General features: G+C 46.0%; 25 protein-coding genes. 12 read left to right on the plus strand and 13 right to left on the minus strand.

Going from position 1 to position 25608, the window contains the following annotated elements; translation table 11 throughout:
• Nucleotides 1-821 precede the first annotated feature (821 nt).
• Nucleotides 822-1022 (minus strand): hypothetical protein, encoded by a 201-nt coding sequence (locus QZT80_RS20575; RefSeq protein WP_295126546.1) that lies wholly within the window; start codon nucleotides 1020-1022, stop codon nucleotides 822-824.
• 399 nt (nucleotides 1023-1421) lie between these two features.
• Between QZT80_RS20575 and QZT80_RS20580 the strand changes: the two genes are divergently transcribed.
• From QZT80_RS20580 to QZT80_RS20600, 5 genes are all read left to right on the plus strand, one after another.
• The gene (locus QZT80_RS20580) at nucleotides 1422-1706 is read left to right on the plus strand and encodes a hypothetical protein (RefSeq protein ID WP_295126549.1); all 285 of its coding nucleotides are present in this window, start codon (nucleotides 1422-1424) and stop codon (nucleotides 1704-1706) included.
• A 213-nt stretch (nucleotides 1707-1919) separates the two neighbouring features.
• Nucleotides 1920-2684: an exodeoxyribonuclease III gene (locus tag QZT80_RS20585; RefSeq protein WP_295126552.1), complete on the plus strand. Its 765-nt coding sequence runs from the start codon at nucleotides 1920-1922 to the stop codon at nucleotides 2682-2684.
• 26 nt (nucleotides 2685-2710) lie between these two features.
• Nucleotides 2711-3013, plus strand: a complete 303-nt coding sequence (locus QZT80_RS20590; RefSeq protein WP_295126554.1) for a DUF4286 family protein — start codon at nucleotides 2711-2713, stop codon at nucleotides 3011-3013.
• A 317-nt stretch (nucleotides 3014-3330) separates the two neighbouring features.
• The gene (locus QZT80_RS20595; RefSeq protein WP_295126557.1) at nucleotides 3331-3600 is read left to right on the plus strand and encodes an HU family DNA-binding protein; all 270 of its coding nucleotides are present in this window, start codon (nucleotides 3331-3333) and stop codon (nucleotides 3598-3600) included.
• A gap of 142 nt (nucleotides 3601-3742) precedes the next feature.
• Nucleotides 3743-3862, plus strand: coding sequence for a 30S ribosomal protein THX (locus tag QZT80_RS20600; protein ID WP_295126560.1), 120 nt, complete (start codon nucleotides 3743-3745; stop codon nucleotides 3860-3862).
• A gap of 50 nt (nucleotides 3863-3912) precedes the next feature.
• Here QZT80_RS20600 and pdxH read toward each other — a convergent pair whose 3' ends face one another.
• On the minus strand, nucleotides 3913-4554 hold the full coding sequence (gene pdxH / locus QZT80_RS20605) for a pyridoxamine 5'-phosphate oxidase (protein WP_295126563.1): 642 nt from the start codon (nucleotides 4552-4554) through the stop codon (nucleotides 3913-3915).
• Nucleotides 4555-4669: 115 nt separating this feature from the next.
• Here pdxH and QZT80_RS20610 point away from each other — a divergent pair, with 115 nt between their 5' ends.
• Entirely contained in the window at nucleotides 4670-5800 is a 1131-nt protein-coding gene (locus tag QZT80_RS20610; RefSeq protein WP_295126566.1) for a DUF3298 and DUF4163 domain-containing protein, read from the plus strand.
• Nucleotides 5801-5848: 48 nt separating this feature from the next.
• Here QZT80_RS20610 and pyrH read toward each other — a convergent pair whose 3' ends face one another.
• The 6 genes from pyrH to QZT80_RS20640 form a co-directional block, all read right to left on the minus strand.
• Complete coding sequence (pyrH, locus tag QZT80_RS20615; protein WP_295126568.1) at nucleotides 5849-6562, minus strand: UMP kinase; 714 nt, start codon at nucleotides 6560-6562, stop codon at nucleotides 5849-5851.
• Between the two features lie 179 nt (nucleotides 6563-6741).
• Nucleotides 6742-7560: a translation elongation factor Ts gene (gene tsf, locus QZT80_RS20620; protein ID WP_295126571.1), complete on the minus strand. Its 819-nt coding sequence runs from the start codon at nucleotides 7558-7560 to the stop codon at nucleotides 6742-6744.
• A gap of 215 nt (nucleotides 7561-7775) precedes the next feature.
• Nucleotides 7776-8786: a 30S ribosomal protein S2 gene (gene rpsB, locus QZT80_RS20625; RefSeq protein ID WP_295126574.1), complete on the minus strand. Its 1011-nt coding sequence runs from the start codon at nucleotides 8784-8786 to the stop codon at nucleotides 7776-7778.
• Nucleotides 8787-8837: 51 nt separating this feature from the next.
• A complete protein-coding gene (gene rpsI / locus QZT80_RS20630) occupies nucleotides 8838-9227 on the minus strand; it encodes a 30S ribosomal protein S9 (RefSeq protein ID WP_295126577.1) in 390 nt (129 codons plus the stop codon).
• 14 nt (nucleotides 9228-9241) lie between these two features.
• The gene (gene rplM / locus QZT80_RS20635) at nucleotides 9242-9685 is read right to left on the minus strand and encodes a 50S ribosomal protein L13 (protein ID WP_295126581.1); all 444 of its coding nucleotides are present in this window, start codon (nucleotides 9683-9685) and stop codon (nucleotides 9242-9244) included.
• 289 nt (nucleotides 9686-9974) lie between these two features.
• Nucleotides 9975-10670 (minus strand): zinc metallopeptidase, encoded by a 696-nt coding sequence (locus QZT80_RS20640; protein WP_295126584.1) that lies wholly within the window; start codon nucleotides 10668-10670, stop codon nucleotides 9975-9977.
• Nucleotides 10671-11288: 618 nt separating this feature from the next.
• On the opposite strand from QZT80_RS20640, the gene radA reads away from it, so the two are divergent.
• The 3 genes from radA (at nucleotide 11289) to QZT80_RS20655 (ending at nucleotide 14039) form a co-directional block, all read left to right on the plus strand.
• Nucleotides 11289-12656: a DNA repair protein RadA gene (radA, locus tag QZT80_RS20645; protein ID WP_295126586.1), complete on the plus strand. Its 1368-nt coding sequence runs from the start codon at nucleotides 11289-11291 to the stop codon at nucleotides 12654-12656.
• 11 nt (nucleotides 12657-12667) lie between these two features.
• Nucleotides 12668-13267 carry an NADPH-dependent FMN reductase gene (locus QZT80_RS20650; protein ID WP_295126589.1) on the plus strand — a complete coding sequence of 200 codons (600 nt, stop codon included), beginning with the start codon at nucleotides 12668-12670 and terminating at the stop codon, nucleotides 13265-13267.
• Nucleotides 13268-13355: 88 nt separating this feature from the next.
• On the plus strand, nucleotides 13356-14039 hold the full coding sequence (locus QZT80_RS20655; protein WP_295126592.1) for a ComF family protein: 684 nt from the start codon (nucleotides 13356-13358) through the stop codon (nucleotides 14037-14039).
• A 77-nt stretch (nucleotides 14040-14116) separates the two neighbouring features.
• On the opposite strand, the gene QZT80_RS20660 is transcribed toward QZT80_RS20655, so the two are convergent.
• Nucleotides 14117-14317, minus strand: coding sequence for a hypothetical protein (locus QZT80_RS20660; protein ID WP_295126595.1), 201 nt, complete (start codon nucleotides 14315-14317; stop codon nucleotides 14117-14119).
• A 444-nt stretch (nucleotides 14318-14761) separates the two neighbouring features.
• Here QZT80_RS20660 and QZT80_RS20665 point away from each other — a divergent pair, with 444 nt between their 5' ends.
• The gene (locus QZT80_RS20665; RefSeq protein ID WP_295126598.1) at nucleotides 14762-15775 is read left to right on the plus strand and encodes a homocysteine S-methyltransferase family protein; all 1014 of its coding nucleotides are present in this window, start codon (nucleotides 14762-14764) and stop codon (nucleotides 15773-15775) included.
• Nucleotides 15776-15815: 40 nt separating this feature from the next.
• Nucleotides 15816-18524: a methionine synthase gene (gene metH / locus QZT80_RS20670; protein WP_367112884.1), complete on the plus strand. Its 2709-nt coding sequence runs from the start codon at nucleotides 15816-15818 to the stop codon at nucleotides 18522-18524.
• 328 nt (nucleotides 18525-18852) lie between these two features.
• Here the strand turns inward: metH and ispG are convergent, their stop codons facing one another.
• The gene (ispG, locus tag QZT80_RS20675) at nucleotides 18853-20817 is read right to left on the minus strand and encodes a (E)-4-hydroxy-3-methylbut-2-enyl-diphosphate synthase (protein WP_295126600.1); all 1965 of its coding nucleotides are present in this window, start codon (nucleotides 20815-20817) and stop codon (nucleotides 18853-18855) included.
• A gap of 126 nt (nucleotides 20818-20943) precedes the next feature.
• Between ispG and QZT80_RS20680 the strand changes: the two genes are divergently transcribed.
• On the plus strand, nucleotides 20944-21816 hold the full coding sequence (locus tag QZT80_RS20680; RefSeq protein WP_295126603.1) for a helix-turn-helix domain-containing protein: 873 nt from the start codon (nucleotides 20944-20946) through the stop codon (nucleotides 21814-21816).
• Between the two features lie 286 nt (nucleotides 21817-22102).
• Here QZT80_RS20680 and QZT80_RS20685 read toward each other — a convergent pair whose 3' ends face one another.
• The 3 genes from QZT80_RS20685 to blaOXA all read right to left on the minus strand — a co-directional run bounded on the left by QZT80_RS20685 (nucleotide 22103) and on the right by blaOXA (nucleotide 25498).
• A complete protein-coding gene (locus QZT80_RS20685) occupies nucleotides 22103-22843 on the minus strand; it encodes a tetratricopeptide repeat protein (protein WP_295126606.1) in 741 nt (246 codons plus the stop codon).
• 12 nt (nucleotides 22844-22855) lie between these two features.
• Complete coding sequence (locus QZT80_RS20690) at nucleotides 22856-23872, minus strand: VWA domain-containing protein (protein ID WP_295126608.1); 1017 nt, start codon at nucleotides 23870-23872, stop codon at nucleotides 22856-22858.
• An 834-nt stretch (nucleotides 23873-24706) separates the two neighbouring features.
• A complete protein-coding gene (gene blaOXA, locus QZT80_RS20695) occupies nucleotides 24707-25498 on the minus strand; it encodes a class D beta-lactamase (RefSeq protein ID WP_295126611.1) in 792 nt (263 codons plus the stop codon).
• Nucleotides 25499-25608: the final 110 nt, after the last annotated feature.

Genomic DNA, 25608 nt, shown 5'->3' on the forward strand with positions numbered 1-25608 from the left:
CTTGTTGTCTTCTGCATCCTGTCGAAGCCGCAGTATAATAATAACCAACAGTTCCTTTATGCTTATGGGTATCTCCGGCCGTTTCCTTAATACCCCGATGGGAGGAAGTAAGGTTGCTTTGGTTGAATTGTCCGTCGCTCCTGCGGAGTCTTGGGCCTCATTCATGGTTTTGGTGTATTTAGGTACTTGCTTTTGGGAATTCCCCCGGGCCTATAGTACAAATTCCCGTTTTGGTAACAAAAGGGTCAATAATAAACCAGTCGCCGGGCGGTCGGATCATGGTTGATTGGTTGGTTAGCAAATCGATTTAAGGGCTATCAATTTGCATGGCGGAAAATTACATAGAATGTTTGAAAAACCGGCTGTTCATTTTGTTCATTTTATGCGGCGGTGTTAACACCGCCTTTTGCCGTAAATGCACGATGGTAAAGGATTTGAAAAATGAACAGAAAATGAACAGGCTTAAAGCTGGCTTATTCCTTCTTTTTCTTTATGGAGGGGTTAATGATAAGAACAGAGGACCATAAAATGAGTAGCTGTCGGCACACAGTGGCAGTAGTTTGATTTTAGTAGGGAATGTTAATCTATCTCATTTGGGATAAGTCATCGCATCAGGCAAAATGTATGACTGGCGCACAAATGTGGCTGGTTAAGTACAGCCGGTCGGTCGTGTCTTATTAAGAGTACATAATGAATGAGCATAACGTCAGGCCATACGGATGGCTATCTTATAATAAATGCCACTTTTGCCTGATTGCTCCTTGCAATGGCCATTTCTCAGCCTGGATTGAGTTGTTACCTGCCAGATGCGCCAGTTACAATCATATCTCACTCTTCTTCTCCTTCTCCTTGTTTTTTTCTTCCAGTAGGTGAAACAGCTTCTCATTTATTTTGTCGAGGTAAAATATCATATCATTTATCCGCATTGCCCAACGTAGCAACAGAAGTTGTAAAATGATACTAATAACAACTAACAGCAGTACCCAAATAAGGGAGCCGGATTCGTGGAGAAAGGCTTGCATAACGTGGGGGTTTTGATATTAAATTACAAAAATCGGTGTTGAAACAATAGGATATGGATTTGCGTTTAAAATTATTTATTGATATCTGATGTTAATTATTTCCTAATAGGCCTCGTGTTCATAAAATGAACAGGATCAATGTAAATGAACAGAAAATGAACAGGAATGAACAAGGCCGGTATTGGCGGGTGTTGTAAGTTTACAACCGGTATCGTAATAAGAGCTAACCCTTATTGTAGAGATCCTGCGGTTATCCGGTCTGCCGGTCACCCCATTTACTTTCCCCGGATTCTATTGAGTTGGTGTTTTATACTAAGTAGCCTCAAAGGCGTCTGGAGTATCCCGGAGGAAGTAAATCATTTTCAAAACTGTCTTTTTAACCAAAAACTCCTATATACAATGGAAAACTTGCAAGTTCAAAACTATGGTTGCCAGGAATTGGAAGCAACTACTGCACAGGAAACAAATGGTGGCTTTTTATCACTGGGTCTGTTTAACAACAACGGTGTTATCTCTGCCGGCCTCAACCTGGATACTAACTCACTCACCAGTGGCCTTGGTAACATTGGCGGTGGTATCGGTGGTGGTACAGGTGGTGTTAACAGCCTGCTTAGCTCCGTAACTAGCCTGCTTAACGGTTTGTTAGGTGGTCTTAACATCGGCGGCGGCGGTATCCTGGGCTAATAGTTCCAACATCGCAACAAGACGACTTGGGCACTCCGAAAGGGGTGCCTTTTGTTTTACCCCCCCATTAGCAACGACAATAACGCGTACCGACTACACATTGATGATCGGGTTTTGTAACCACTGATATGAGTCCTGCCTTCTAATTATTTAGTTCCCGATTTTCCTCTCCCCATTCCTCAGCTTCCATTATTTTTGTCGCAAACATTTGCCATGAGAATAGCAACGTATAACGTAAACGGCCTCCGGTCCGCTATGAATAAAGGGTTTGTAGAATGGTTAAGTAAAGCTCCTTTGGATATTATTTGCCTGCAGGAAGTAAAAGCCCATCGCGAGAACGTGGATTTTAAGCAGTTTGAAGCACTTGGGTTTAGGGACTACTGGTTTCCTGCCCAAAAGAAAGGGTATAGCGGTGTGGCGGTATTCACCCGTATAAAGCCAGATAATGTGCAATACGGAAGTGGATTTGCGCAAAGCGATGCTGAAGGGCGTGTTATACGATTGGACTTTGGCGACGTAACGCTTGTAAATGCCTATTTCCCGTCCGGCACTACGGGTGAGGAAAGGCAAACCTATAAATATCAGTGGCTCGATGAATTTTATAATTACCTGGCTGAACTGCGTAAAACACGGCCCAACCTGGTGGTTTGCGGTGATTACAACATTGCTCATAAGGCTATAGATATCCACAACCCGGTTAGCAATAAGGACTCCTCTGGCTTTTTACCTGAAGAAAGGGCCTGGATGGACAAGTTCCTCGCCAATGGTTTTGTGGACACCTATCGCCAGTATCACCCTGAGCCTCATCAATATAGCTGGTGGAGCTTCCGTGCAAATGCCAGGAACAATAACAAGGGCTGGCGTATCGATTATATAAGCGTTACAGAACCATTGCAAAGCCGGTTAGCCGATGCGCAAATATGGCAGGATGTTAAACACTCCGACCATTGCCCTGTATACATCGAACTAAAGGCCTGATATCAATAATAATATAACCAGCAAACATGATCATTTATAACGTTACCGTTAAAGTGACCAACGTCGTTGCAGATCGTTGGTTGGAGTGGATGAAGGGAGAGCATATCCCCGAGATCATGAACACCGGACTTTTTCATGATTACAGGATTTGTCGCCTGCTCGAACAGGACGACTCCGAAGGGCCAACTTACACTATTCAATATTCCACCGACACCGTGGAGAACTATGAAACGTACCTGCATGAACATGCGCCACGGCTCAGACAACTGTCGTATAACATGTTTGGCGACCAGTTCGTGGCCTTCAGAACCGTTATGCAGGTGGTTTGAGCGTTACAGTAACGTTAAACTTATCCACAGGAAATTCACTATTTTCAAGGGCTTGAGCCTTTGGTATAATAGTTGGTTATTGGATGTACTTCAGGCAATATAGTAGTAAAACCCTTTGTGGTACAGCGTTTTGGATAAACAATGAGGTGTAACAGATAGATGTTTAAAAGATACCGATCAGCTGTAACCTTTACCAGTAGGCTTTTTCAGCCTACAAAAAAATGGTTCGGAAATTTTTGAAAAATTTGGTAATCTGATAAAACGCGCTATATTTGCTCACATCAAACATTTTCTCACTAGTTAAATCTTAACTAACTATGAACAAAGCCGAATTGATCGACAAAATTGCCAAAGATTCTGGCGTTACCAAAACTCAAGCTAACGAAGCTTTGGATTCTTTCACTAAAGCTGTTGCTGATACCCTGAAAAAAGGTGGTAAAGTAACTTTAGTTGGTTTCGGTACTTTCTCTGTTTCTAAACGTGCTGCACGTAACGGTAGAAACCCGCAAACTGGCCAGATCATCAAGATCAAAGCTAAAAAAGTGGCTAAATTCAAAGCTGGTAAAGCTCTGTCTGACAAGCTTTAGTAGTTGGCAACCCAACTTATTCGGGCAAGGAACATTTTTGTTTCTTGCTTTTTTTATTTTTGTAGCGTAAACTGGCAGTTATTATGGAAAAATGATGGTGCCGGGCTAATCATAATTAACAACACAATTAAAAAATTCAGTCATGGGTAGAGGTGATATCAAAACCAAAAAAGGTAAGATTTCCAATGGTTCTTTCGGTAAAGCAAGGCCAGCTAAGCCTAAAAAGGCTGCTGCTGCAAAAGCTGCTGCAAAGAAAGCCTAGTAAGGTACTAATATAGCGGAAGAGGGGTAACCAGCTTCCGCTATATGCTTTTATGGGGCAAGACGTTCGATCTTCCACGTTACGTTCAGGCTATACCTGATCCTGTCATGCAGGCGACTGCTTCGTCCCTGCCAAAACTCCACTGCTTGCGGTTTTACCACATATCCGCCCCAATGTGAAGGCCTCTCCGGCACTGTTTCACCTAATTGGGTTTCAAGCTGTTTCACTTTATTTTCGAGATAAGTCCTGTCGGGAATGACCTGGCTTTGCGGAGACGCAATAGCGCCAATGCGACTGCCTGCAGGCCGCGACCTGAAGTACTCGTTGCTAACCGGCTCCGGCGCCTTGCTAACGCTTCCCTCTATACGCACTTGCCGCTCGAGGTCGGGCCAGAAAAATAACAACGAAACATAAGGGTTGGCGGCTAACTCCAGCGCCTTACGGCTTTGATAGTTGGTAAAGAACAAAAAGCCATCGGCATCAAAGCTCTTTAGTAATACGATCCTTGCAGACGGACGCCCATCGGGGCTGCTCGTAGCAAGGGTCATAGCATTCGGTTCATATATCTCACTGCTTATTGCATCCTGCCACCATTTCTCAAATTGCTGCAGGGGATCGGCTGCCACATCGCTTTCGTTAAGCGAAGCTTTACGGTAGTCCTGGCGCAGGTCTGCCACTTTCTGGTTTAACATCGTTCAATACTTTTTCTAAACCAAAGGTAGGATTTTGTATACGCGCCGGACAGATGATTTTTAGCAGTTTGCGGCCTGATGGTTATCTTTGTCATGATCAACAGAACCTTAGTCCATGCGAAAACTCTTATCTCTGATGGGTTTGCTGATAGCAGCGGCCTGCCAGCCTCAAACAAGCAGTAATAACGGAGATAGCAGCCAGGTTTCCGAAACAGCCGTTGATGTACACGGCGTGTCGAACATGCCCACCCGGTTTTACAAACAGTTTAAAGGTACTATTGCCGGCCAGCCTGTAACCATGCAACTGATCCGCTCGTCGGCCAACGACATCAGCGGGTATTATGTGTACGATAAGATCGGCGAACCTATAAAGTTGTACAGTAAACAGGATACAACCGGTTACCTGGTATTGATTGAGGAAAATTATTCCGGCGAAAGTGAGAACGAATTAAAAGGTAAACTTGAAAGCGGTGCTTATGCAGGCAACTGGACCAGCGGCACTAAAACCTATCCTTTCTCTTTGAAGGAGGATAATACGGGCATTATTGAGTTTAAGCTGGTGGTAATGAGCGATACGACCAAATTAAGGCCAAACGACCCTAAATCGCCGTCATCTTCCTCCGAAGTGTCGGTGTTATGGCCAATAGGCGGTGCGCCCGAGGAAACCCTTCAAATGATCCGTGATACGATCACAAAAAGTGAGAAGAAGCGCTTTACGGATGCAGAGGCCTATGCCAGAACACTATTAAACAGCTTCAATGATGCTTATATGGGCGATCTGAAAGATGTTGACACTACAGAAACCGGCATGCCGTCGGCGGCATTGCAATGGTGGTCGCAAAATAATATGGATGTGGTTTGGAACCGTTATCCTTACCTGGTGCTGGAAAATTCTTATTATGAATTTACAGGTGGCGCACACGGTAATGGCGGATCGATGTATACATTTTTTGACCTGGCGAAAAACAAGAGCATAAAGCCTGGAGATGTGTTTAAACCCGGGTATGAGAGTGTGGTAGGGAAAGCACTTGAGAAGGCATTTAGAAAAAAATATGGGGTGGGAGATAATGAGGAACTGGACAAGGGCCTCCTGTTCGACAAAACGATTAAGCCTAACGACAATTTCTACATGACGGATAAGTACGTGGTGTTTAGCTATACACCGTACGAAATAGCCGCTTATGCCGCCGGACAAATAACACTGGCAATCCCGGTTGAGGAGATAAAATCCGTACTAAACAGATAATCAATAAAAAGGAGATACGATCCGTATCTCCTTTTTCAATATTGTTTGTTATCCTTTAACCAGTGTACCCACATTTCTTCCCATGATCACGTTCAGGAGGTTGCCGGTTTTGTTCATATCGAACACGATTATTGGCAGTTTGTTTTCCTGGCAGAGCGTAAAGGCTGTCATATCCATTACATTAAGCGATTTCTGGTAAACCTCTGAGAAAGTGATGGTTTCGTATTTGGTAGCAGTGGGGTCCTTCTCCGGATCCGCGGTGTAAATGCCATCTACCCTGGTACCTTTCAGGATCACGTCGGCCTGTATTTCAATGGCGCGGAGCGAGGCAGCGGTATCTGTGGTGAAGTAAGGGTTACCGGTACCGGCGCCAAAAATCACTACACGGCCTTTTTCAAGGTGGCGAATAGCACGACGGCGGATGTAAGGCTCAGCGATCTGCTCCATCTTAATGGCGGATTGCAGGCGCGTATACAGCCCCATTTTTTCCAGGCCACTCTGCATTGCCATGCCGTTAATTACCGTAGCCAACATGCCCATATAGTCGCCCTGAGCCCTTTCAATACCGGTTTCCGCTTCATTCATGCCCCGGTAAATGTTTCCTCCTCCTATCACGATCGCCACCTGTACTCCCAGGTCAGTTACCTGCCTGATCTCCTGCGCATACTGACCTATCACCTTTGGATCTATTCCATAATTTCCCTCGCCCATAAGGGACTCCCCGCTCAGTTTGAGCAGAATACGTTTGTACTTTGGCAACATGATACTTTATGATTAGTTTGTTGAATTCCTCTTATGATCCCGACCATTCGCGGTGCAATTTACAAATACAGGGGCAATTTTCACGCTTTCTATTGACCGGCGGTTTACTGCCGGTTACGATTATACACAAAAAAAAGGAGAGAATGTTAAATTCTCTCCTTTTTTATATTGAGGTTGCATTATCCTAATGCTACTCTTGTAAATCCTGTTACGCTAAGATCTGCAGCTACTGATTTAAGGTACTGAGCAACGGACTGATCGCCGTTTTTCACGAATGCCTGTTGCAGCAGGGTGCTTTCTTTGTAGAATTTCGCCAGTTTGCCCTGTGCGATTTTCTCAGCCATTTCAGCAGGTTTGCCTTCGGCTTTGATCTGTTCGATAGCGATTTCTTTTTCGCGAGCGATCAGTTCAGCAGGAACACCTTTTTCGTCAACGGCAATAGGGTTCATAGCAGCAATCTGCATAGCCACGTCTTTACCAACTTCTGCAGATACTTCCTGTGTGAAACCAACCAGTACACCCATGCGGTAGTTACCGTGGATGTAAGCGGTTACAGAAGCAGCGTCAACTCTTTCGAAGCGTGCAAGGGTGATTTTTTCACCGATTTTAGCTACCTGGTCGTTTACTTTATCTGTTACAGATGCGCCATCAAGCGTAGCTGCACCCAGTTCTTCAACGGTTTTAACATCGTTAGCCAGTGCCAGGTCTGCAATAGACTGGGCAAAGTTCACGAAGTCTTCGTTTTTAGCAACGAAGTCAGTTTCGCAGCTCAACAGAACGATAACGCCTGTTTTGCCATTCGCTTTAGCGATGATAACGCCTTCTTTGGTTTCGCGGTCGGAGCGGAGAGCTGCAACTTTCTGGCCTTTTTTGCGCAGATAGTCAACTGCTTTTTCAAAATCACCGTCGCTTTCAACCAGTGCTTTCCTGCAATCCATCATACCAGCTCCTGTTTGCTGACGCAGTTTGTTCACATCAGCTGCTGTAATTGTTGCCATGGTATATAAAGAGTTTTAATTGTTACGTGTCAAATTACTAAATAGTAAAGGGGAAGGGGGGAGAAGTCAATTATTAAATGGTTAAACCTGTACGTACAGGGTCCCTATGAAACCATTTAATACTGAATTGTTGAATTGCTTAAACCTTATTTTCATAAGTATTCAGGCAATTCAACAATTACAGGTATAGATACCCTAACGGGCTAAACACTAACTTATCTTGGACCAGCAGGCCTTCTTGCTCCGCCGCCGGCACCACCGCCAGGACGGCTACCGCCGCCACCAGGACGGTTACCACCGCCACCGGGACGGTTGCCACCACCACCAGGACGGTTCTGTCCGCCGCCACGGCCACCAGGACCACCAGGGCCACGGCCAGGACCACCAGGGCCACGACCAGGACCGCCCGGACCACGGCCAGGACCACCTGGACCACGGCCTCTTTCGCCACGCTCGTCACCACCTTCCAGTTCGAACTTGCGGGCTCTGTTGTCTGCTTCTTCTTCTTCAGCAACTTCGTCTGTTTTATCGGTAGCTCTTTCAGAAAGACCTTCTGCGATAGCTGCTGCGATATAGTTTACGATGATTGCGATAGATTTAGTAGCGTCGTCGTTCGCAGGGATAGCGAAATCAACTTTGGTAGGATCGGAGTTGGTATCCACCATACCGAAAGTAGAGATGCCAAGGCGTTTTGCTTCCGCCAGTGCGATATGCTCGTGGCTGATGTCTACCATGAACAAGGCAGCTGGAACACGTGCCAGTTGAGCGATACCGCCCAGCACTTTCTCCATTTTGTCCTTATCGCGGGTAAGCGTCAGTTTCTCTTTCTTGGTGATGTTATCGAAAGTACCGTCAGTCAGCATTTTCTCGATGCTCTGCATCTTCTTAACGCTCTTACGGATTGTAGCAAAGTTAGTAAGCATACCACCTAACCACCTTTCGGTAACGTAAGGCATGTTTACGCGTTTTGCTGCATCAGCTACGATTTCTTTCGCCTGCTTTTTAGTAGCCACGAACATGATCTTTTTGCCGCTTTTAGCAATAGATTTCAATGCTGCAGCTGCTTCTTGCAGACCTTCAACAGTTTTATTAAGATCGATGATGTGAATACCTTTCTTCTCTGCGAAGATGTAAGGCAGCATCTTAGGATTCCACTTTTTCTTCAGGTGACCGAAGTGCACGCCTGCTTCCAGTAACTGCTGCTGTAATGAAGTATTATTTTCCATGTTGTTTTAATCAGATTGATAGTCAAAAAATGAATTCGACGATTCCAGCTATTAACGTTTAGAGAACTGGAAGCTCCTTCTTGCTTTACGTTTACCTGGTTTCTTACGTTCAACGCCTCTAGGATCACGTTTCAGCAGACCAGCTGCTTTCAGTGCGGGACGGAACTCAGGATTGATTTCGCAAAGACCGCGGGCGATGCCAAGCTTAATTGCTTCGGCCTGGCCTTTAATACCACCACCGGCAGCATTAACCTTCACGTCGAATTTATCTACTGCATCAATAGTTTTCAACGGCAGTTCCACCTGATTTTGCAGGTAGATCAGGGAAAAATATGTTTTATAGTCCTTGTCGTTTACGGTAATAGCGCCGGTGCCTTTGCCAATGTATACGCGGGCAACTGCTTCCTTACGACGACCAATGGTATTTTTTTGCTTTTCCATGTATCAAGAGAAAATTAGAAAGTTAAAGACTGAGGTTTCTGAGCAGCATGTGGATGCTCGGCACCAGCATATACAAAAAGCTTTTTGTACATCCTACGGCCCAGGCGGTTCTTAGGGAGCATGCCTTTTACAGCTTTCTCGATCAGAAGCTCAGGACGGCGACGGATCAGGTCTTTAGCCACCTCTTTCTTCTGACCACCAGGGTAGCCGGAGTAAGTGATGTACTCTTTCTCTTCCATTTTGTTGCCTGTGAAAACGATCTTCTCAGCATTGAGAACAATTACGTAGTCACCACAGTCTGCATGGGGAGTGTAGTAAGGCTTGGTTTTACCTCTTAAAACAGAAGCAATTTTTGCTGCCATACGTCCCATTGTCAGGTTGGTAGCATCTACAACGTGCCAGTCGCGCTTGATGGTAGCCTCGTTGGCCGATTTTGTTTTGAAACTTAAAGTATTCATTGTTTAAAAAAATAAAATTTAACGTCCTATTTCGGGAGGGCAAAGTTAACCGGTTAAAATATAATAACCATCAATTTGGATGACTTTTTTTGAGTGGGCCTCTATAACGAATTGATTTACAATAAAAAATTTGTATCAGAGTTTTCAACACCTTGTTAAGTTCCCTGTTTAAGCGGGTTCTGATGGATAATTATAGGGAAGATGGACTTATTCTCTATAAAAAAAGAAACCCCGCCATGCAGCCAGGCCGCAGGAGGGGTTCGTATAAACTTATCTTGTAAGATGAATTCTAATCGCGGCTGCGCCCACCCGCATATATCATGATATACTGCACCAGGATAACCACAGACGACAGCGCGGCTATTACATAGGTCATAGCAGCCCATTTAAGGGCGTCCTGCGCCTGTTTATGCTCTTGTGGACGGGTAATATTGGCACTGTTCAACCAGGCCAGCCCGCGGCGGGAGGCGTCAAACTCCACTGGCAGTGTAATAACTGAAAACAGCGTAGTAATACCAAATAGTATAATACCGCCAAGTAAGAGGGCCGGGAAGGCATTAAGTAACAATACACCTCCCATTAATACCCACGGAACGATATTGGAGGCAAATTGGACAGCAGGCACCATCGTAGAACGGAAGCCGATCCAGGGGTAGGCAGTGGCATATTGCACAGCGTGCCCGCATTCATGGGCCGCCACCGCGGCGGCGGCAACGTCGCGGCCTTCGTAAATAGCCGGACTTAAGGCCACAGTTTTACTTCTTGGGTCAAAGTGGTCGCTCAGGAAACCTTCGGTCATAACGACTTTAACATCTGTTATTCCATTGTCTCTCAGCATCTTCTGGGCTATTTCCCTGCCTGAAAGGCCCGACGACGTTGGTACCTGGCCATATTGCTTCATTTTGCTTTTCAGTCGCCAGCTCACGATCATGCCTATTAGCAGGAAAATGATGGAGGTGACAGTAATCATAGGTGAAATATACATATTATAAATATTTGTTTTGTTTGTTAGCTTTCAATCGCTACTTCTTATGTTCAAATCGCTTACCAAACGCCGCGTTTTAATAAAGCTTTAACACAAAAAAGTAGTACTAGCATTGTTGACACGAATTTTGTCAGGCCACAAAATTTAACACTGTCAATCTGGCTGGAAAAGATCATTTCTGGGGTATTTTCCAAGTAAAACATCACGTTATTTATTGTATTAATATGATGGAATATTTATATATCAAACGAATCTTTACTAGCTCTATTTATCAATATATTACGAGTAAACTATAAAACTTCTGTTCAATTGAAAAGGGCTACAATCGGGCCTTCCAGCCGATCTGACAGTGACGCAATTAACACTTTAAAAGTTATTAACATCCTTTAAATAAACTTTTTTATTCTCAGGTCATTTAGTAATTTAGACCTGAATTTAATGGGTTAGTAAGTAGAAAGAGTCAGCGGAATCTTCCGTTGGCTCTTTTCTCATTTTAGGCTTTTTCGTTGCTTTTCAGAACACGTTTTTTAACAGATTTTCTGATCTTCATTTCATCCATTTTTTCATCTTCACTTTTCATCATCCATTCAAAAATTTCTTTTCCATTACCTTTAACACATGAGTAAAATTAGAACGGCTTTTTTTTGTCAGAACTGTGGATATGAAACGGCAAAATGGACTGGAAAATGTCCTTCGTGTAATCAATGGAACACTTTTGTTGAAGAAAAGGTTCAGAAGGAAATTCCGTTAAGGCAGCAAGAGTGGAAAGAAGAAACTAAGCGCGTTCATAAAATCGTTAGTCTTGATGAAGTGGATGCAACTGAAGAGAAGCGTTTCCTTACTCCCGATGGTGAGCTCAATCGCGTGCTGGGCGGGGGGATAGTTGCGGGTTCGCTTGTGCTGGTAGGCGGAGAGCCAGGCATTGGAAAGTCTACTCTGTTCCTGCAAAATGCGTTGTTGTTAAAGCATCTTAAAATACTGTACGTAAGTGGAGAAGAAAGTGAACAGCAAATAAAAATGCGTGCTAACAGGTTGAAGATCACCAACGATCAGTTTTATCTGTTAACAGAAACATCAACACAAACAATTTTCGCAGAGATCAGGAAGTTGAAACCAGATCTTGTTATAATAGACTCTATACAAACACTTCAAACTCCATTAATAGAATCTGCTCCGGGAAGCGTATCTCAGATAAGAGAAACTGCAGCGGAAATGCAACGGTTTGCAAAGGAGACAAATACCCCTGTTTTTCTCATCGGTCATATCACCAAAGATGGCTCAATTGCGGGTCCAAAGGTGTTGGAACACATGGTAGATACTGTCTTGCAGTTTGAGGGCGACCAGCATTATGCCTACCGCATCCTCCGGACCATCAAAAACCGTTTTGGCTCTACGGCTGAGCTGGGTATATACGAAATGACGGGCGACGGGCTCCGACAGGTTACTAATCCTTCTGAAATCCTCATTTCCCAGCGGGAGGATATGTTAAGTGGCGTCACTATTGCATCTACCATAGAAGGGCTTCGGCCGATGCTTATAGAAGTGCAGGCCCTTGTTACCCAGTCGGTTTACGGTACTCCGCAACGCACCGTTTCCGGGTTCGACCTGCGCCGGCTGCAATTACTGCTGGCGGTGTTAGAAAAGCGCGGGGGCTTCCATTTTGGGGTGAAAGACGTATTCCTTAACATAGCCGGCGGCATTAGGGTAGAAGATCCGTCGATTGACCTGGCAGTGTTGTGCGCATTACTCTCTTCTTTTGAAGACCTGGCCATACCTAATAAGGTATGTTTTGCCGGAGAAGTAGGTTTAAGTGGAGAAATACGTGCCGTAAACCGGATTGAACAGCGCATTGCCGAGGCGGAGAAGCTGGGCTTTGAAAAGATATTCATCTCTAAGTACAATAAAAAAGGCCTGGACTTCAACAAGCTTAAAATTGAAGTAGTACCACTTGGGAGAGTAGAAGAGGTATATCAAAGGTTGTTTTAACAAGGCGCGGTATGTTTTTTGCGCCAGGTGGCGTAAAAATAGGTATGATGAGTGATATGGTACACCTTGTCGGTATATCCGGCAGCCTGAGAAAAGAGTCCTATAATACAAAGCTGTTACATCAGCTAAGTACGCTCCTCCCTAACGATACAGCTTTCGAAATACTTTCCATTGCCAGTTTGCCGCTTTATAATGCAGACCTTGATATTCCTGCTTCGGAAGAGCGGCCCGCTTCTGTTAAACATTTTCGCGAAGTACTGGCTAAGGCAGATGGGGTGGTACTTGTGTCACCTGAATATAATTACTCCATTCCCGGAGGACTTAAAAACGCAATTGACTGGGCTTCGCGGGGCGATGATGCTCCTTTGTTGCGTAAGCCTGTGGCATTGATGGGCGCTACGTTGGGGCATTGGGGTACGGTTCGCATGCAGCAGGCCTTTTTGCCAGTGTTTCAATACCTGGACATGAAGCCTGTACATAAGCCTGAAGTACTGGTGGCCCAGGCAAATACAAAGTTTGATGAGAAAGGTAATCTGAACGACGAGGCGACCAAAGAAATATTGAGAAAGAAGCTGCTTGCCCTTCGCGAAATGATAATTAAAACCCGTTAGTGCGGTATATACATGGCGGGCCGAAATCTTTTACCAGTAAGCATTTTGTGATAATTTATCTCGTAAATTGAGTGGTAAATTATCGACCATGTTATCAGCTTTACTCCATTTGTTTTACCCTCACAGTTGCGAAAGTTGTGGACGCGACCTTTCACGAAATGAAGAAATTCTATGCCTTCGTTGTTACCATCGTTTGCCTGTAACGCGATACCACCTCGTTCCAAATAATCCTGTAGAAAAGCTTTTCTGGGGCCGTGTGCCTGTTCAGCATGCGTCTGCGGCCTACTACTTTGGCAAACATTCGCATCTCCAACACCTTATTCATTCCTTTAAATACCTTGGCCGTAAAGACATCGCGTTTTTCCTGGGCAGGCAAATGGGCAATATGCTAATGGAAAGTGGCTGGTTAACGGATGCAACGAGCATTGTGCCCGTACCTCTGTTTAAAAGCAGGGAAAAGAAGCGTGGCTATAACCAGGCTGCTGTGCTGGCCAGTGGTATAAGTGAAGTAACAGGCTGTCGTTTAAGGCAGGATGTGCTTTTCAGAAAAACATTTACTGATACGCAAACCCATAAGGGCCGCATTGACCGATGGCAGAACGTTAGTGAAGTATTTTACAGTAGAAAGAACGAAGGTCTTGAGGGGGAGCATGTGCTGCTGGTGGACGATGTGCTTACGACCGGGGCCACCATGGAGGCTTGCGCTAATAGTCTGGCTGGTATAAAGGACCTTAAGATTAGTGTGTTCGGACTTGCGTATACGAGTGTATAAAAAAAATACAGGTGCTTGAGAGCACCTGTCTACGGTAACTATTCCACGTTATGAATACGCAATTGTTGCATTTATCTTTAAAGAAGCTTTGAGGGCTTCCGCTTTTTCTTAATGTTTCTGGGCGTTCCCAGCAGTTCTTCCTGCCGGTGCAGCTCGTATTTGTTTATAAAGCAAACCTTAAAGGTGTTGCTGGTCAGCGAGTCTTCCTGGTCTACCTTTGTAAGTCCCAGTTTCTCGAAATTGCTGGTAAGCTGATTGATGTACTGTTGTATGGTCATCTTGGCTGGTTTAGAAAGTAAATGAGATGTTGTTGCCTGATACCCGTTTAAGTATCGCGGCGTGCCGTTAGGCAGATTTACATCCACATTCGCATACAACTACATTCGCAGGAGGGGAGATGGCAGTTTGTTGCCAGTTCTGCCTTTTTGGTGTTCAGCTTTTGTTGTTGTTCCAGGATAAGCATAGTAATGGTGGTTTGGTGCGCTATTGATAAAGAACTAAGTTTGTAAACTCTTGTATCATTATTACTCTACAAAAATAGTAGGGTTTATAGACTAATCCAAATTATTTTTATTATTCCTCTAAAAAAGTTTGTAAACCCTTTACTGTAGAGGGTTTTATTTCTTTAATAATAGTTTTATTATCTTTGCGTGCCTTTAGGTGGATTTGTTTATTGTTCGACCCCGGGCATTTTAAAACCGAAACTAATAAACACAACAACAATGAAAACACTCCAGCAATGCGCCAACGAGCGCATTTTAATAATTGATGGTGCGATGGGCACCATGATCCAGCGCTACAAGCTCGAAGAAGAGGACTACCGCGGCGAACGTTTCAAGAATTATCATACCGACGTAAAGGGGAACAATGACTTGCTTTGTATTACGCAACCGCAAATTATTGAGGCTATCCATCGTGAGTACCTGGAAGCAGGTGCAGATATCATTGAAACGAACACGTTTAGCAGTACGACGATTGCCCAGGCGGATTACGATATGCAGTCGATAGCCCGCGAGTTGAACGTGGAAGCGGCTAAGATAGCCCGCCGCGCGGCTGATGATTATACGGCTAGGAATCCAGAGAAGCCCCGCTTTGTGGCAGGCGCTATCGGGCCAATGAACAAGCCGCTGTCGCTTTCGCCGGACGTAAACAACCCTGGCTACCGCTCCGTAACCTTTGATGAAGTAGCAGATGCTTATTATGAGCAGATCAGCGGTCTTGTAGAAGGAGGCGCCCACATCCTGCTTATTGAAACAATATTTGATACGCTGAACTCGAAGGCGGCGATTTATGCAGCTAAGAAATACTTCCGCGAGTATAATATGGAACTGCCTATCATGATATCCGGCACTATTACCGATGCATCGGGCAGAACACTGAGCGGACAAACGCTGGAAGCTTTCTATATTTCGGTGATGCACGCACATCCATTCTCTATCGGGCTTAACTGCGCTTTGGGTGGTGAGCAAATGCGCCCTCATATATTGGAGCTTGCTCAAATTGCCAGCTGTTATACCAGCTGTTATCCAAATGCGGGCCTGCCAAATGCTTTTGGTGAGTACGATGAGGAGCCGGCGGATACAGCACATATAATAGAAGACTTCGCGCGCGAGGGTTTTGTGAACATCGTTGGCGGTTGCTGCGGCACCACTCCCGACCACATTCGCCACATAGCCGAACATGTGAAAACAATTACACCAAGGCCCTTACCTGCTGTAGAAAAGGCACTGGCTTAACATTATACAAAGCTGCCAACGGCTTTTAGCAAAGGAGAAAATGAATACTGAAATTACGATCAAACCTTACTTACGACTGAGCGGTCTTGAGCCACTCGTTGTAAGGCCCGAAACTAACTTCATCAACGTTGGTGAACGTACTAACGTAACCGGTTCTAAGAAGTTCGCCCGCCTTATACGCGAGGGGCTTTATGAAGAAGCACTGTCTGTTGCCCGCCAGCAGGTAGAAAGCGGTGCCCAGATACTGGACGTGAACATGGACGATGCGCTGCTCGACGGCGAAAAGGCCATGACCACCTTCATGAACCTGTTAGCCGCTGAGCCAGACATTTCGAAGATCCCCATTATGATCGACTCCAGTAAGTTCAGCATCATTGAGGCGGGACTTAAATGTGTGCAGGGTAAATGTGTGGTAAACTCCATCAGCTTAAAAGAAGGGGAGGAAAAGTTTATTGAACAGGCCCGTATTTGCCAGAGTTATGGCGCGGCCGTTGTTGTAATGGCTTTTGATGAACATGGGCAGGCCGATAACTATCAGAAGCGTGTAGACTTCAGCCACCGCGCCTATAAAATACTTACCGAACAGGTAGGTTACGATCCGCAGGATATCATTTTTGACCCCAACATTTTTGCTGTTGCTACCGGTATTGAGGAGCATAATAACTATGCAGTAGACTTTATCGAAGCTACGCGTAAGATCAAAGAACTGATGCCGCTTACCAAGGTGAGTGGTGGTGTGAGTAATATCTCCTTCTCCTTCCGTGGTAACGATGTGGTGCGCGAGGCTATGCACTCTGTATTCCTGTTCTACGCTATTCAGGCGGGTATGGATATGGGGATTGTAAACGCAGGTATGATCCAGATTTATGATGAAATAGATCCGGTACTGCGCGACCTGTGTGAAGATGTAATATTAAATAGAAACGAAGATGCTACCGAAAAACTGATTGCGTTTGCCGAAACGGTAAAGGCAAAAGGTAAGGTGATAGAGAAAGACGAGAAGTGGCGTAATGGTACAGTGCAGGAGCGTTTGAGCCACGCACTCGTAAACGGCATTACTGACTATATTGAAGCAGATACCGAAGAAGCAAGGCAGCTCTATTCCCGCCCCCTGGAGGTAATCGAAGGCCCGCTGATGGATGGTATGAACATCGTTGGCGACCTGTTCGGCAGTGGTAAAATGTTCTTGCCCCAGGTGGTAAAAAGCGCCCGCGTGATGAAGAAATCGGTGGCGGTGTTAACACCGTTTATTGAAGAAGAGAAACTGCGGATGGTGGAACTGAATGGCGGTGTTGTTAAATCTGCCGGTAAAATTCTGCTCGCCACTGTTAAAGGTGATGTGCATGATATTGGTAAAAATATTGTGGGCGTGGTACTGGCCTGTAACGGTTATGATATCATTGACCTCGGTGTGATGGTGCCAGCAGAGAAAATTCTGACCGCAGCACGCGAACATAAAGTTGACATCATTGGACTGAGTGGCCTTATTACACCTAGTCTTGATGAAATGGTACACGTGGCCCGCGAACTGAAGCGCCAGGGTTTCGATATTCCTTTGCTGATTGGCGGTGCTACCACCTCAAGAACGCATACCGCGGTGAAAATCGCGCCTGAATATGAGAATGGTGTAGTACACGTACTGGACGCGTCGCGCAGTGTGACGGTTACGGGCAGCCTGCTTAATAAGGCGTTGAAGAAGAACTTCCTCACCGGTGTTCAGGGTGAATATGTAAAACTGAACGACTCGTTCCGCAATAAAAAACCGGTCAAACAATACCTCTCTATTGCCGATACTCGCAAGAATAAAACAAAGATCGACTGGGAGAAGTTTCAGCCAGTGAAGCCTGCTAAGTTAGGATTACAGGTGTTTGAAGATTACGACCTTGCGGAAATTGCGAAATATATAGACTGGCAGCCGTTTTTCATTGCATGGGAACTGCATGGCAAGTTTCCGCAGATTTTAACAGACGAAGTGGTGGGTAAAGAAGCTACTAAACTGTATGAAGATGCGAAAGAGCAACTGGGTCGCCTGGTGAAGGAAAAGTGGTTAGGCTGTAAAGCTGTAATAGGCCTGTTTCCTGCCAACTCCAACGGAGAGGACACGGTTACGGTAAAAATGCCTGATGGTACGGAGGTTAACCTCGAGTTCCTGCGCCAGCAGATTAAGAAAGCGCCGGGTCAGCCCAACTTTTCACTGGCCGACTTTATTGCGCCTGCCTCTTATGGTAAGGAAGATTACATTGGCGGCTTTGCTGTAACAACGGGCATTGGTATTGAGAAGTGGCTGGAGAAGTTTGAGAAAGAGCATGATGACTACAGCAGCATTATGCTTAAAGCGCTGGCCGATCGCCTCGCAGAAGCCTTCACGGAATTATTGCACGAACGTGTACGAAAAGAATTCTGGGGGTATGCAAACGAAGAGCATCTTTCTAACGAAGATCTTATCAAGGAAGAATACGCAGGTATTCGTCCGGCACCAGGTTACCCTGCCTGCCCCGACCATACCGAAAAGTGGAAGATGTTCGATATGCTTAATGCTACCGCTAATACCGGCATTATTCTCACCGAATCGCTGGCAATGTTCCCTGCTTCGAGCGTAAGTGGCTGGTACATGGCTAACCCTGAGTCAAAGTATTTTGGTTTGGGTAAGATAGAAAAGGACCAGGTGGAAGATTACGCCGCCCGTAAAGGCTGGACCGTAGAAGAAACCGAAAAATGGCTGAGGCCTAACCTTGAATACGACATCTAGTAAATGATTATACTATTGAAACCGCTGTGGCAGCCTGCTACAGCGGTTTTTTTATGCTGATGTGCCAGGTACGGGTGGCAAGCCCTGCCGGGTTAACACGTAATAAATTACGTAGAACTACGCTTGTCTTACCCCTGTTACGCATATTACCTTTGTACCATGCTTAAACGCATTTAGCCCCAAATCCCTAACGGGATCTCCAAAAAATCAGTGATATCGAAACACCTGCCGCTTCATCCGGGCAGGTGTTCTTGTTTAATCTATCCACATAAAAAAACACCCACCGTTTCCGGCAGGTGTTTCAATATGCTAAGTAGCTGGTAACGCATTAACGCGCATCCACCCACATTCCGGTTTCTTTGATCAGGTCTATTAACTCGGCTACAGCTACATCGCTATTCAGGCCGCGTTTCATAATATCCTTGCCTTTGTAAAGGGTGATTTTGCCCACACCGCTGCCTACATAACCGAAGTCGGCATCGGCCATCTCGCCCGGACCATTAACAATGCAACCCATGATAGCGATCTTAACGCCTTTCAGGTGATTGGTTACAGCGCGGATGCGAGCCGTGGTTTCCTGCAAATCGAACAGCGTACGGCCGCAGGATGGACAGGATATGTACTCGGTTTTGGAGATGCGCGTACGCGTAGCCTGCAGTATACCGAATGCCACATTGTTCACGATAGTTGGCTGATGTTCGGCATTAGCGGCCTGTTTCAACCAAAGCCCATCTCCAAAACCATCGAGCAGCAAAGCGCCACTTTCGGTGGAATAGTGGATCAGGTCATCGTCGGCATTGTTCAACCTGCTGATGGATTGAAGGATCACCGGGCTGTTTACGCGCTTGTCCGCCAACTCCACAAGCGTACGGCGCACCGAAGCCATGGCGTGTCCGGAAGATGCATGTATAACTGGTATCACAGCACCAGCCAGCGTTGGGTTACTTAACTGCGCGATGAACTCTTTTACCTGACCCTGTGTAAACTCGTCGGCATTTACGTCCACGAAATTAATGGTGGCAATACGGTTGTACGGCGCGGCCTCCAGGAAGTCTTTGGTACTGTAATAAGGAAAGTATTTTTCTTTGTCTGCGGCCTTTTCCCAGGTAGCGGGGTAGGTAATTACCTTTAGTGTGCCGGGCAGGGCGAAGTCCAGTATCTTATCGCCCGTAAAAATGTAATCGGCAGCAGCGTCGCCAATGTTCCATTTATCGGTAGGCTCGTCGTAGTTGTAACCAATGCTTTGCAGGTCGGTAGTTGTTATTTGCTGCAGGTGGCTAAAGTCGGCCACTACAACTGGTACCTGTTTACCGCCGATGTTACCGGTGTTAATGGTTTCGCGGCGTTTGTAAGCATAAGGTGAATAAGGCAGGTTGGCGGGCATGGGTGCTATGGGCGCGTGGTTTTCACGGCGGGTATAGCGTTTAACCAGGTCGCGGCAAACTGGTAATTCGAACTCGGGATCTTCTGTAAGGGATACACGAATGGTGTCGCCAACACCGTCTTCCAGCAGGGTGCCTATACCGATGGCCGATTTAATACGGCCGTCTTCACCATCACCAGCCTCGGTAACGCCGAGGTGCAGCGGATAGGCGTGGCCCAGTTCCTGTTGCATGGTTTGTACCAGCAGGCGATAAGCTTGCACCATTACCTGCGGGTTACTCGCCTTCATGCTCAGCACGATGTTGCGGTAATTAAGGTCTTCGGCAATACGAAGGAACTCCATCGCGCTTTCCACCATGCCCATGGGCGTGTCGCCGTAGCGGCTCATGATGCGGTCGCTCAGGGAACCGTGGTTGGTGCCTATACGCATGGCGGTGCCATACTGTTTGCATATGCTCACCAGCGGTGTAAACCGCTCGCGGATGCGGTCGATCTCCTCCAGGTATTCGGAGTCGGTGTATTCCAGCAGTTCGAATTTCTTTTTATCGATGTAGTTACCGGGGTTGATACGCACTTTTTCCACGATGCGGGCCGCTACTTCGGCTGCATTAGGTGTGAAGTGAATATCGGCTACCAGCGGTGTTTTATAACCGCGGGCACGCAACCCATCGCGGATGGGGAGCAGGTTTTCGGCTTCCTTTTTACTGGGGGCGGTAATGCGCACCAGCTCGGCACCGGCTTCTATGCAGCGCACTGCCTGTTCAATGGTGCCCTTGGTGTCCATGGTGTCCGTGGTGGTCATGGTTTGGATGCGGATAGGGTTAAAATTCCCGATCAGCAGGTCGCCTACCTTTGCCTCCAGTGTAGCCAGTCTCTTATACTGTGTTAATGAATCGCAATACAATTGCATACTGTTCCTCCTTTACGAGGTTCAAAATTAGACAAAAGCGGGGAAGGTATGAAGCATTAAAAAAAGGATAATCCCGTTAATGTAAAACCCGGGCCTGTTTTCCGGTTTTTTTGTTTCCTTTATAGTATGCCAAACCCTAAAGCCATATCTGCCATCCCCTACCAGCAGCTCCCCATGAAGGGCCAGTTTTCGGTGTTCGACCTTGGTGCGTTCCAGAACGAGCTTAGTTCTTACCCACATACCCACGATACCTTCGAAATTATCTGGTTTACAAAGGGTAAAGGCCGGCATGTAGTGGATTTTGTGAGTTACGAACTGGAGGATGATATGCTGTTTTTCCTGCGTCCCGGGCAGGTACACCAGGTGCTGGACTACGAGCGGGAGGGACATGCGGTTGTTTTTACGGAGAAATTCATCTTTTCTAATAAACAGGATAGGGAGGTGTTTTTCGACCTTACCACCCTTTTTGACTATTCGCAGGAATATGCGCCGGTACGTATACGTCCCGAGGCCGCCAGGGCGCTGTTGGGAGTAGTGCAGTTAATGTATGGCGAAAGTGCGTCCAACGACGGAAAGTACAGCCGCAGCATCCTCAAAAACTACCTGAATGCCTTTCTTACTATCGCCGAACGCGAAAAGAAGGTGAATACTGCTAATACCTCGGTACCCTCGCAGTTCGATACGCGTGTACTCCAGGTGCGCCGCATCCTCGAAACCCATTTTCGCAATGAACATCAGGCCGGATTTTATGCGGAGGCTATTTCGCTTACGCCCAAGCGGTTAAGTGAAATTACGAAGGAGGCTATCGGCAAAACTATTACTGAAATGTTGCACGACCGGCTGGTGCTGGAAGCCAAAAGACAACTTGCTTTCAGTCAGCGTTCTGTAAAGGAAATCTGCTATGAGCTTGGGTTTGAGGACCCTGCCTATTTTAGTCGCTTTTTCCGTAACCACACCGGTTCATCGCCGCACGACTTCCGCGATGCGATGTTCAAATAGTACCAGTTAATAGCCGTTTTGTCCAATGTTTATGTGCCCCTGGCACCTAATTTTGCATCGATCCATAACGGAGACCATGTTTTTGTTTCGTTCCGAAACTGTGTTGAGGATGTTTGAGAATGAACGAAGCACTGTAAAGTAGAATTCAAGGTTACCATAGAATCAATAGAAAGGTTGTTATTATCAAGCTAAATCCGGTACCAGCTACCGGATTTTTGTTTATGAGAGAAAATGAAAAGCCCCCACAGTTTCCTGCGGGGGCTTATATTTTAACAACCGTTTCGGTTTACCAGTCTTTTTCTACTGCTACCGGGCGACCTTTTATCTTTTTCGCTTTATCCTGTAACTTCTTTTCTTCCTGCGCCAGTGCTTTTAACAGGTTTTCGGCTTCCTGCTGACTTAGTTTGCTGGGCATTGGATCAGGCTTGTCCTGCTTTTCGTCGTCTTTTTTATCCTGATCCTTTTTGTCTTTGTCCTGGTCTTTTTTATCCTTGTCTTTATCCTGATCTTTTTTATCGTCCTTTTTGTCTTTGTTATCTTTCTGGTCCTTTTTGTCTTTGTTATCCTTATTGTCTTTGTTCTGTTGTTGCTGCTGCTTCAGCATTTGCTGGGCATAAGCAAGGTTGTAGCGGGCCTGCTCGTCCTGCGGATTTGCCTTTAACGCAGCCTTATAGGACTTAATGCTTTCTTCCCACTTCTTTTCCTCCATAAAGGTGTTGCCCGTGTTATAATTTGCATCGCCCTTTACTAATTTGGTAGGTGCCAGTTTCGCGCTGCTCGCATATTGTTTGCGTGCATCCTCAAAGCGTTTTTGCTCGTACATGGAGTTGCCCATGTTATAATTACCTTCTACGGAAGCCTGGTTTTTCTCTACCGCTTTCTTGTACGATGCTTCGGCATCGGCATACTGTTTCTTTTTATAGAGTTCGTTGCCCTGCCGTATATACTTGTTACTGCTTTGCGCAAAAGCGGCGACTGTGGTTAGCAGCAGCAGTGCAAGTGTGTTTATGGTGAATAATCTGGTCATGTTCGTTTTAATTTAAGCAGCTTTCGTGGTTGTTTCGCGGGTGCGGCGCACTTCCGGAACAAACAGTTCAATTACCAGTAACACCAGGCAAATGCCGAGGAAGTACTGGAAGTAGCTGTCGTAATCTGTAAATATATTTTCGCCGAAAGCTTTTTGCTCCATGCCGTCTATTTTAGCGGCCAGCGTACTTACTACATCTTCGGCATCGTCCAGGTGTTGATATACACCGCGGCCGGCAGCTGCCAGCGAACGGAGTTCTTCTTCATTTAATTTTGATATCACCGTTTTGCCGTCGCGGTCTTTCTTAAAACCGCCCGATTCTGCGTCGGGTACCGGTGAGCCGTTAGAAGAGCCTACGCCGATGGTATTAATCACCACCCCATCTTCAAACGCCTTTTTAGCCTGCGTAATTGCGCCTTCGTCATGGTCTTCACCATCAGAAATAATGATGAGGGCCTTGTGTTTACGTTCTTTTTTATTGAAAGCCTCGTTGCTGATCTGTATTGCTTGTGCAATTTCCGTACCCTGTGTCGGTATCATGTCCGGACTCACGGTGGCGAGAAACATGCGGGCGGCGGAATAATCTACGGTGAGGGGCATTTGCAGATAGGCGTTACCGGCAAATACTACCAGGCCAATACGGTCATTGTCCAGCTTTTCCATCAGGCGGGTCACCATTTGTTTGGCGCGGGTAAGGCGGTCGGGCTTTACATCGGTGGCCAGCATGCTCTTACTTACGTCCAGCGCAACGATCACATCCACACCTTTACGGGTGATTTTCTCCATACGGCTGCCTTTTTGCAGGTTAGCCAGGCCTACAGCGCCAAAAAAGAAGGCGATAAACACCAGTATGAACTTGAGTGTGAACAGCTTACGGGAATAACCGGTAAACAGTTTTTCTACCAGTTCCGGATCGCCGATGCGGCGGATAGAACGGCGTTTCCACCATGTAACAAAGAGGAAAGCTGCCAGCAGCACCAATAACAGTGCAAGGGCCCAAAGGTATTCTGTATGTTGAAAACGTAGCATGTTGTAAGTTGGCTGGCTATCATCAATCGATACGGCCTGCCTTCAAAAATAATTTTTTTATACTTGTTTGCAAGAGTCGCCGTGAGTTATTTATGAGTTTTTTAACGAATAACTTCTGAAGGTGATTTTTCTACGGCCTGTTTCCCCCTTTTTCGCCTGCCAATCCCCGTAGGGCAATCAGTTCTCTTACAAGTTGTGCCTTATGGCTTTTCCGGTCACGTCCTAAAAAAGGTTTACACCTTCAAAAGAGTAAACATGGATAAAACCCGACAAAAAAAGAGGGGTGGCTCCTTTAAGGATGAGCCAAATTTCATGCGCCAGGTTGTATCCGCTTACTTAGCCAGCACTGGAGGCTATGGCTCTATTGCCAAAGAGTTCAACGTGACTTATTATCAGGGAAATACCTAAAAAACAATGGAAAGCACCTCCAAAAAGAGGTGCCAACCTCCAACAGGACTATTCCTGAAACCTGTAAACCGGCCTCAGGACAACCAGGATCTTTGTAAACCAAATTCAGTATTTCCTAACAACAGGTGTAAACCTATAGCAGGACAAGACCCAGTACGAGGCCCCCTGCACGATCCTTCCAGGATCCTTATACCATTCTAGGTTCATCCTAGGTTCATCCTAGGTTCATTCTAGGTTCATTCTAGGCTCATCATAGGTATATGAACCTAGAATCAACCTAGGATTTACCTTATATTAACTTTAGATATACCTGGGATGTAGCCGCGATCGTACCAGGATCGTGCAGGGAGCTACGAACCCGGCTGTTCAGGGCATAAAAAAAGGCCCGGGCAACGCCGGACCTTCTATCAAACCATCTTAATAGTATTAGAAATAGCCTTCCTGTTTCAGGATTTTTTTGAGGATGTCGATCCTGGCGGTCTTCATATCGAAGTTAGGATCTTCACTTTCTACGTTCAGTACGAAGAAGGAAGGAAGACCTTCTTTCTCGATCCAGCCTACGATCCAGCCGATTTGTTTGTCTTTTAACACGGCCCAGCCTGTTTTGTAGCTAAGCGTGTACTGCGGTGTTTTCTCCATCAGCATCATGTTACGTACAAATTCCATGGTGGTTTTGGAGAAAGGAAGCTGGTCGAAATAGAGTTTCTTTACGAAACCAAGCTCTTCGTCCGGCGTGATTTTCAAGGTGTTATCGAGCCAGAAAGTATCGATTGCGGAGATTTTCATGTTGCCGTACTTCACGGTGTCGAGCCAGTGCTGCATACGGTCTTTGCCAATGCGGCGGGCCACTTCCTGGAAATAGGGGACGCTGGAAGCGCGGAAGGCGGCCTGCATGCTGAGGTCCTGGTTCCATTGCGGGTAGGAGCGAACGATGCTGTCCCATTTTATAACAGTGCCGGTGTCGGCAATGGCGCCTGTTTGCAGGGCTACCAGGGAGTTGAATATCTTAAAGGTGCTTGCCGGCGAAAACGGCTGTTTGGCACGGTCAATATTATATACTTTAAAGTCGCCCTGGCCGTTGTCGAACAGCATAAAACAGCCTTCAGCCTTGTATTCTGCAAAATATTTTTCCCAGCTATCTTCCTTGTGCACGTTGTTGGGCGCACAGGCGTTTAGCAATACTCCAGCCGCTAATAATATCCACCCAAAAGTTTTCATCTGTATCTTTTTAACGCTGCAAAAGTAAGGCAACACCCGCTTATTTCCGGTTATTTGAAAAACTTTGACAAATAATGAGGATAAAGAAAAGGGTGGGCCAGGCGTTAGAA

The organism is uncultured Chitinophaga sp. (genome assembly GCF_902168175.1).
In the GTDB taxonomy this organism is placed as follows: Bacteria; Bacteroidota; Bacteroidia; order Chitinophagales; family Chitinophagaceae; genus Chitinophaga.

Excerpts from the sequence above, each read along its gene's own strand:
- QZT80_RS20575 (WP_295126546.1), bottom strand. The coding sequence starts at position 1,022 with ATGCAAGCCTTTCTCCACGAATCCGGCTCCCTTATTTGGGTACTGCTG.
- QZT80_RS20580 (WP_295126549.1), top strand. The coding sequence starts at position 1,422 with ATGGAAAACTTGCAAGTTCAAAACTATGGTTGCCAGGAATTGGAAGCA.
- QZT80_RS20585 (WP_295126552.1), top strand. The coding sequence starts at position 1,920 with ATGAGAATAGCAACGTATAACGTAAACGGCCTCCGGTCCGCTATGAAT.
- QZT80_RS20590 (WP_295126554.1), top strand. The coding sequence starts at position 2,711 with ATGATCATTTATAACGTTACCGTTAAAGTGACCAACGTCGTTGCAGAT.
- QZT80_RS20595 (WP_295126557.1), top strand. The coding sequence starts at position 3,331 with ATGAACAAAGCCGAATTGATCGACAAAATTGCCAAAGATTCTGGCGTT.
- QZT80_RS20600 (WP_295126560.1), top strand. The coding sequence starts at position 3,743 with ATGGGTAGAGGTGATATCAAAACCAAAAAAGGTAAGATTTCCAATGGT.
- pdxH (WP_295126563.1), bottom strand. The coding sequence starts at position 4,554 with ATGTTAAACCAGAAAGTGGCAGACCTGCGCCAGGACTACCGTAAAGCT.
- QZT80_RS20610 (WP_295126566.1), top strand. The coding sequence starts at position 4,670 with ATGCGAAAACTCTTATCTCTGATGGGTTTGCTGATAGCAGCGGCCTGC.
- pyrH (WP_295126568.1), bottom strand. The coding sequence starts at position 6,562 with ATGTTGCCAAAGTACAAACGTATTCTGCTCAAACTGAGCGGGGAGTCC.
- tsf (WP_295126571.1), bottom strand. The coding sequence starts at position 7,560 with ATGGCAACAATTACAGCAGCTGATGTGAACAAACTGCGTCAGCAAACA.
- rpsB (WP_295126574.1), bottom strand. The coding sequence starts at position 8,786 with ATGGAAAATAATACTTCATTACAGCAGCAGTTACTGGAAGCAGGCGTG.
- rpsI (WP_295126577.1), bottom strand. The coding sequence starts at position 9,227 with ATGGAAAAGCAAAAAAATACCATTGGTCGTCGTAAGGAAGCAGTTGCC.
- rplM (WP_295126581.1), bottom strand. The coding sequence starts at position 9,685 with ATGAATACTTTAAGTTTCAAAACAAAATCGGCCAACGAGGCTACCATC.
- QZT80_RS20640 (WP_295126584.1), bottom strand. The coding sequence starts at position 10,670 with ATGTATATTTCACCTATGATTACTGTCACCTCCATCATTTTCCTGCTA.
- radA (WP_295126586.1), top strand. The coding sequence starts at position 11,289 with ATGAGTAAAATTAGAACGGCTTTTTTTTGTCAGAACTGTGGATATGAA.
- QZT80_RS20650 (WP_295126589.1), top strand. The coding sequence starts at position 12,668 with ATGTTTTTTGCGCCAGGTGGCGTAAAAATAGGTATGATGAGTGATATG.
- QZT80_RS20655 (WP_295126592.1), top strand. The coding sequence starts at position 13,356 with ATGTTATCAGCTTTACTCCATTTGTTTTACCCTCACAGTTGCGAAAGT.
- QZT80_RS20660 (WP_295126595.1), bottom strand. The coding sequence starts at position 14,317 with ATGACCATACAACAGTACATCAATCAGCTTACCAGCAATTTCGAGAAA.
- QZT80_RS20665 (WP_295126598.1), top strand. The coding sequence starts at position 14,762 with ATGAAAACACTCCAGCAATGCGCCAACGAGCGCATTTTAATAATTGAT.
- metH (WP_367112884.1), top strand. The coding sequence starts at position 15,816 with ATGAATACTGAAATTACGATCAAACCTTACTTACGACTGAGCGGTCTT.
- ispG (WP_295126600.1), bottom strand. The coding sequence starts at position 20,817 with ATGCAATTGTATTGCGATTCATTAACACAGTATAAGAGACTGGCTACA.
- QZT80_RS20680 (WP_295126603.1), top strand. The coding sequence starts at position 20,944 with ATGCCAAACCCTAAAGCCATATCTGCCATCCCCTACCAGCAGCTCCCC.
- QZT80_RS20685 (WP_295126606.1), bottom strand. The coding sequence starts at position 22,843 with ATGACCAGATTATTCACCATAAACACACTTGCACTGCTGCTGCTAACC.
- QZT80_RS20690 (WP_295126608.1), bottom strand. The coding sequence starts at position 23,872 with ATGCTACGTTTTCAACATACAGAATACCTTTGGGCCCTTGCACTGTTA.
- blaOXA (WP_295126611.1), bottom strand. The coding sequence starts at position 25,498 with ATGAAAACTTTTGGGTGGATATTATTAGCGGCTGGAGTATTGCTAAAC.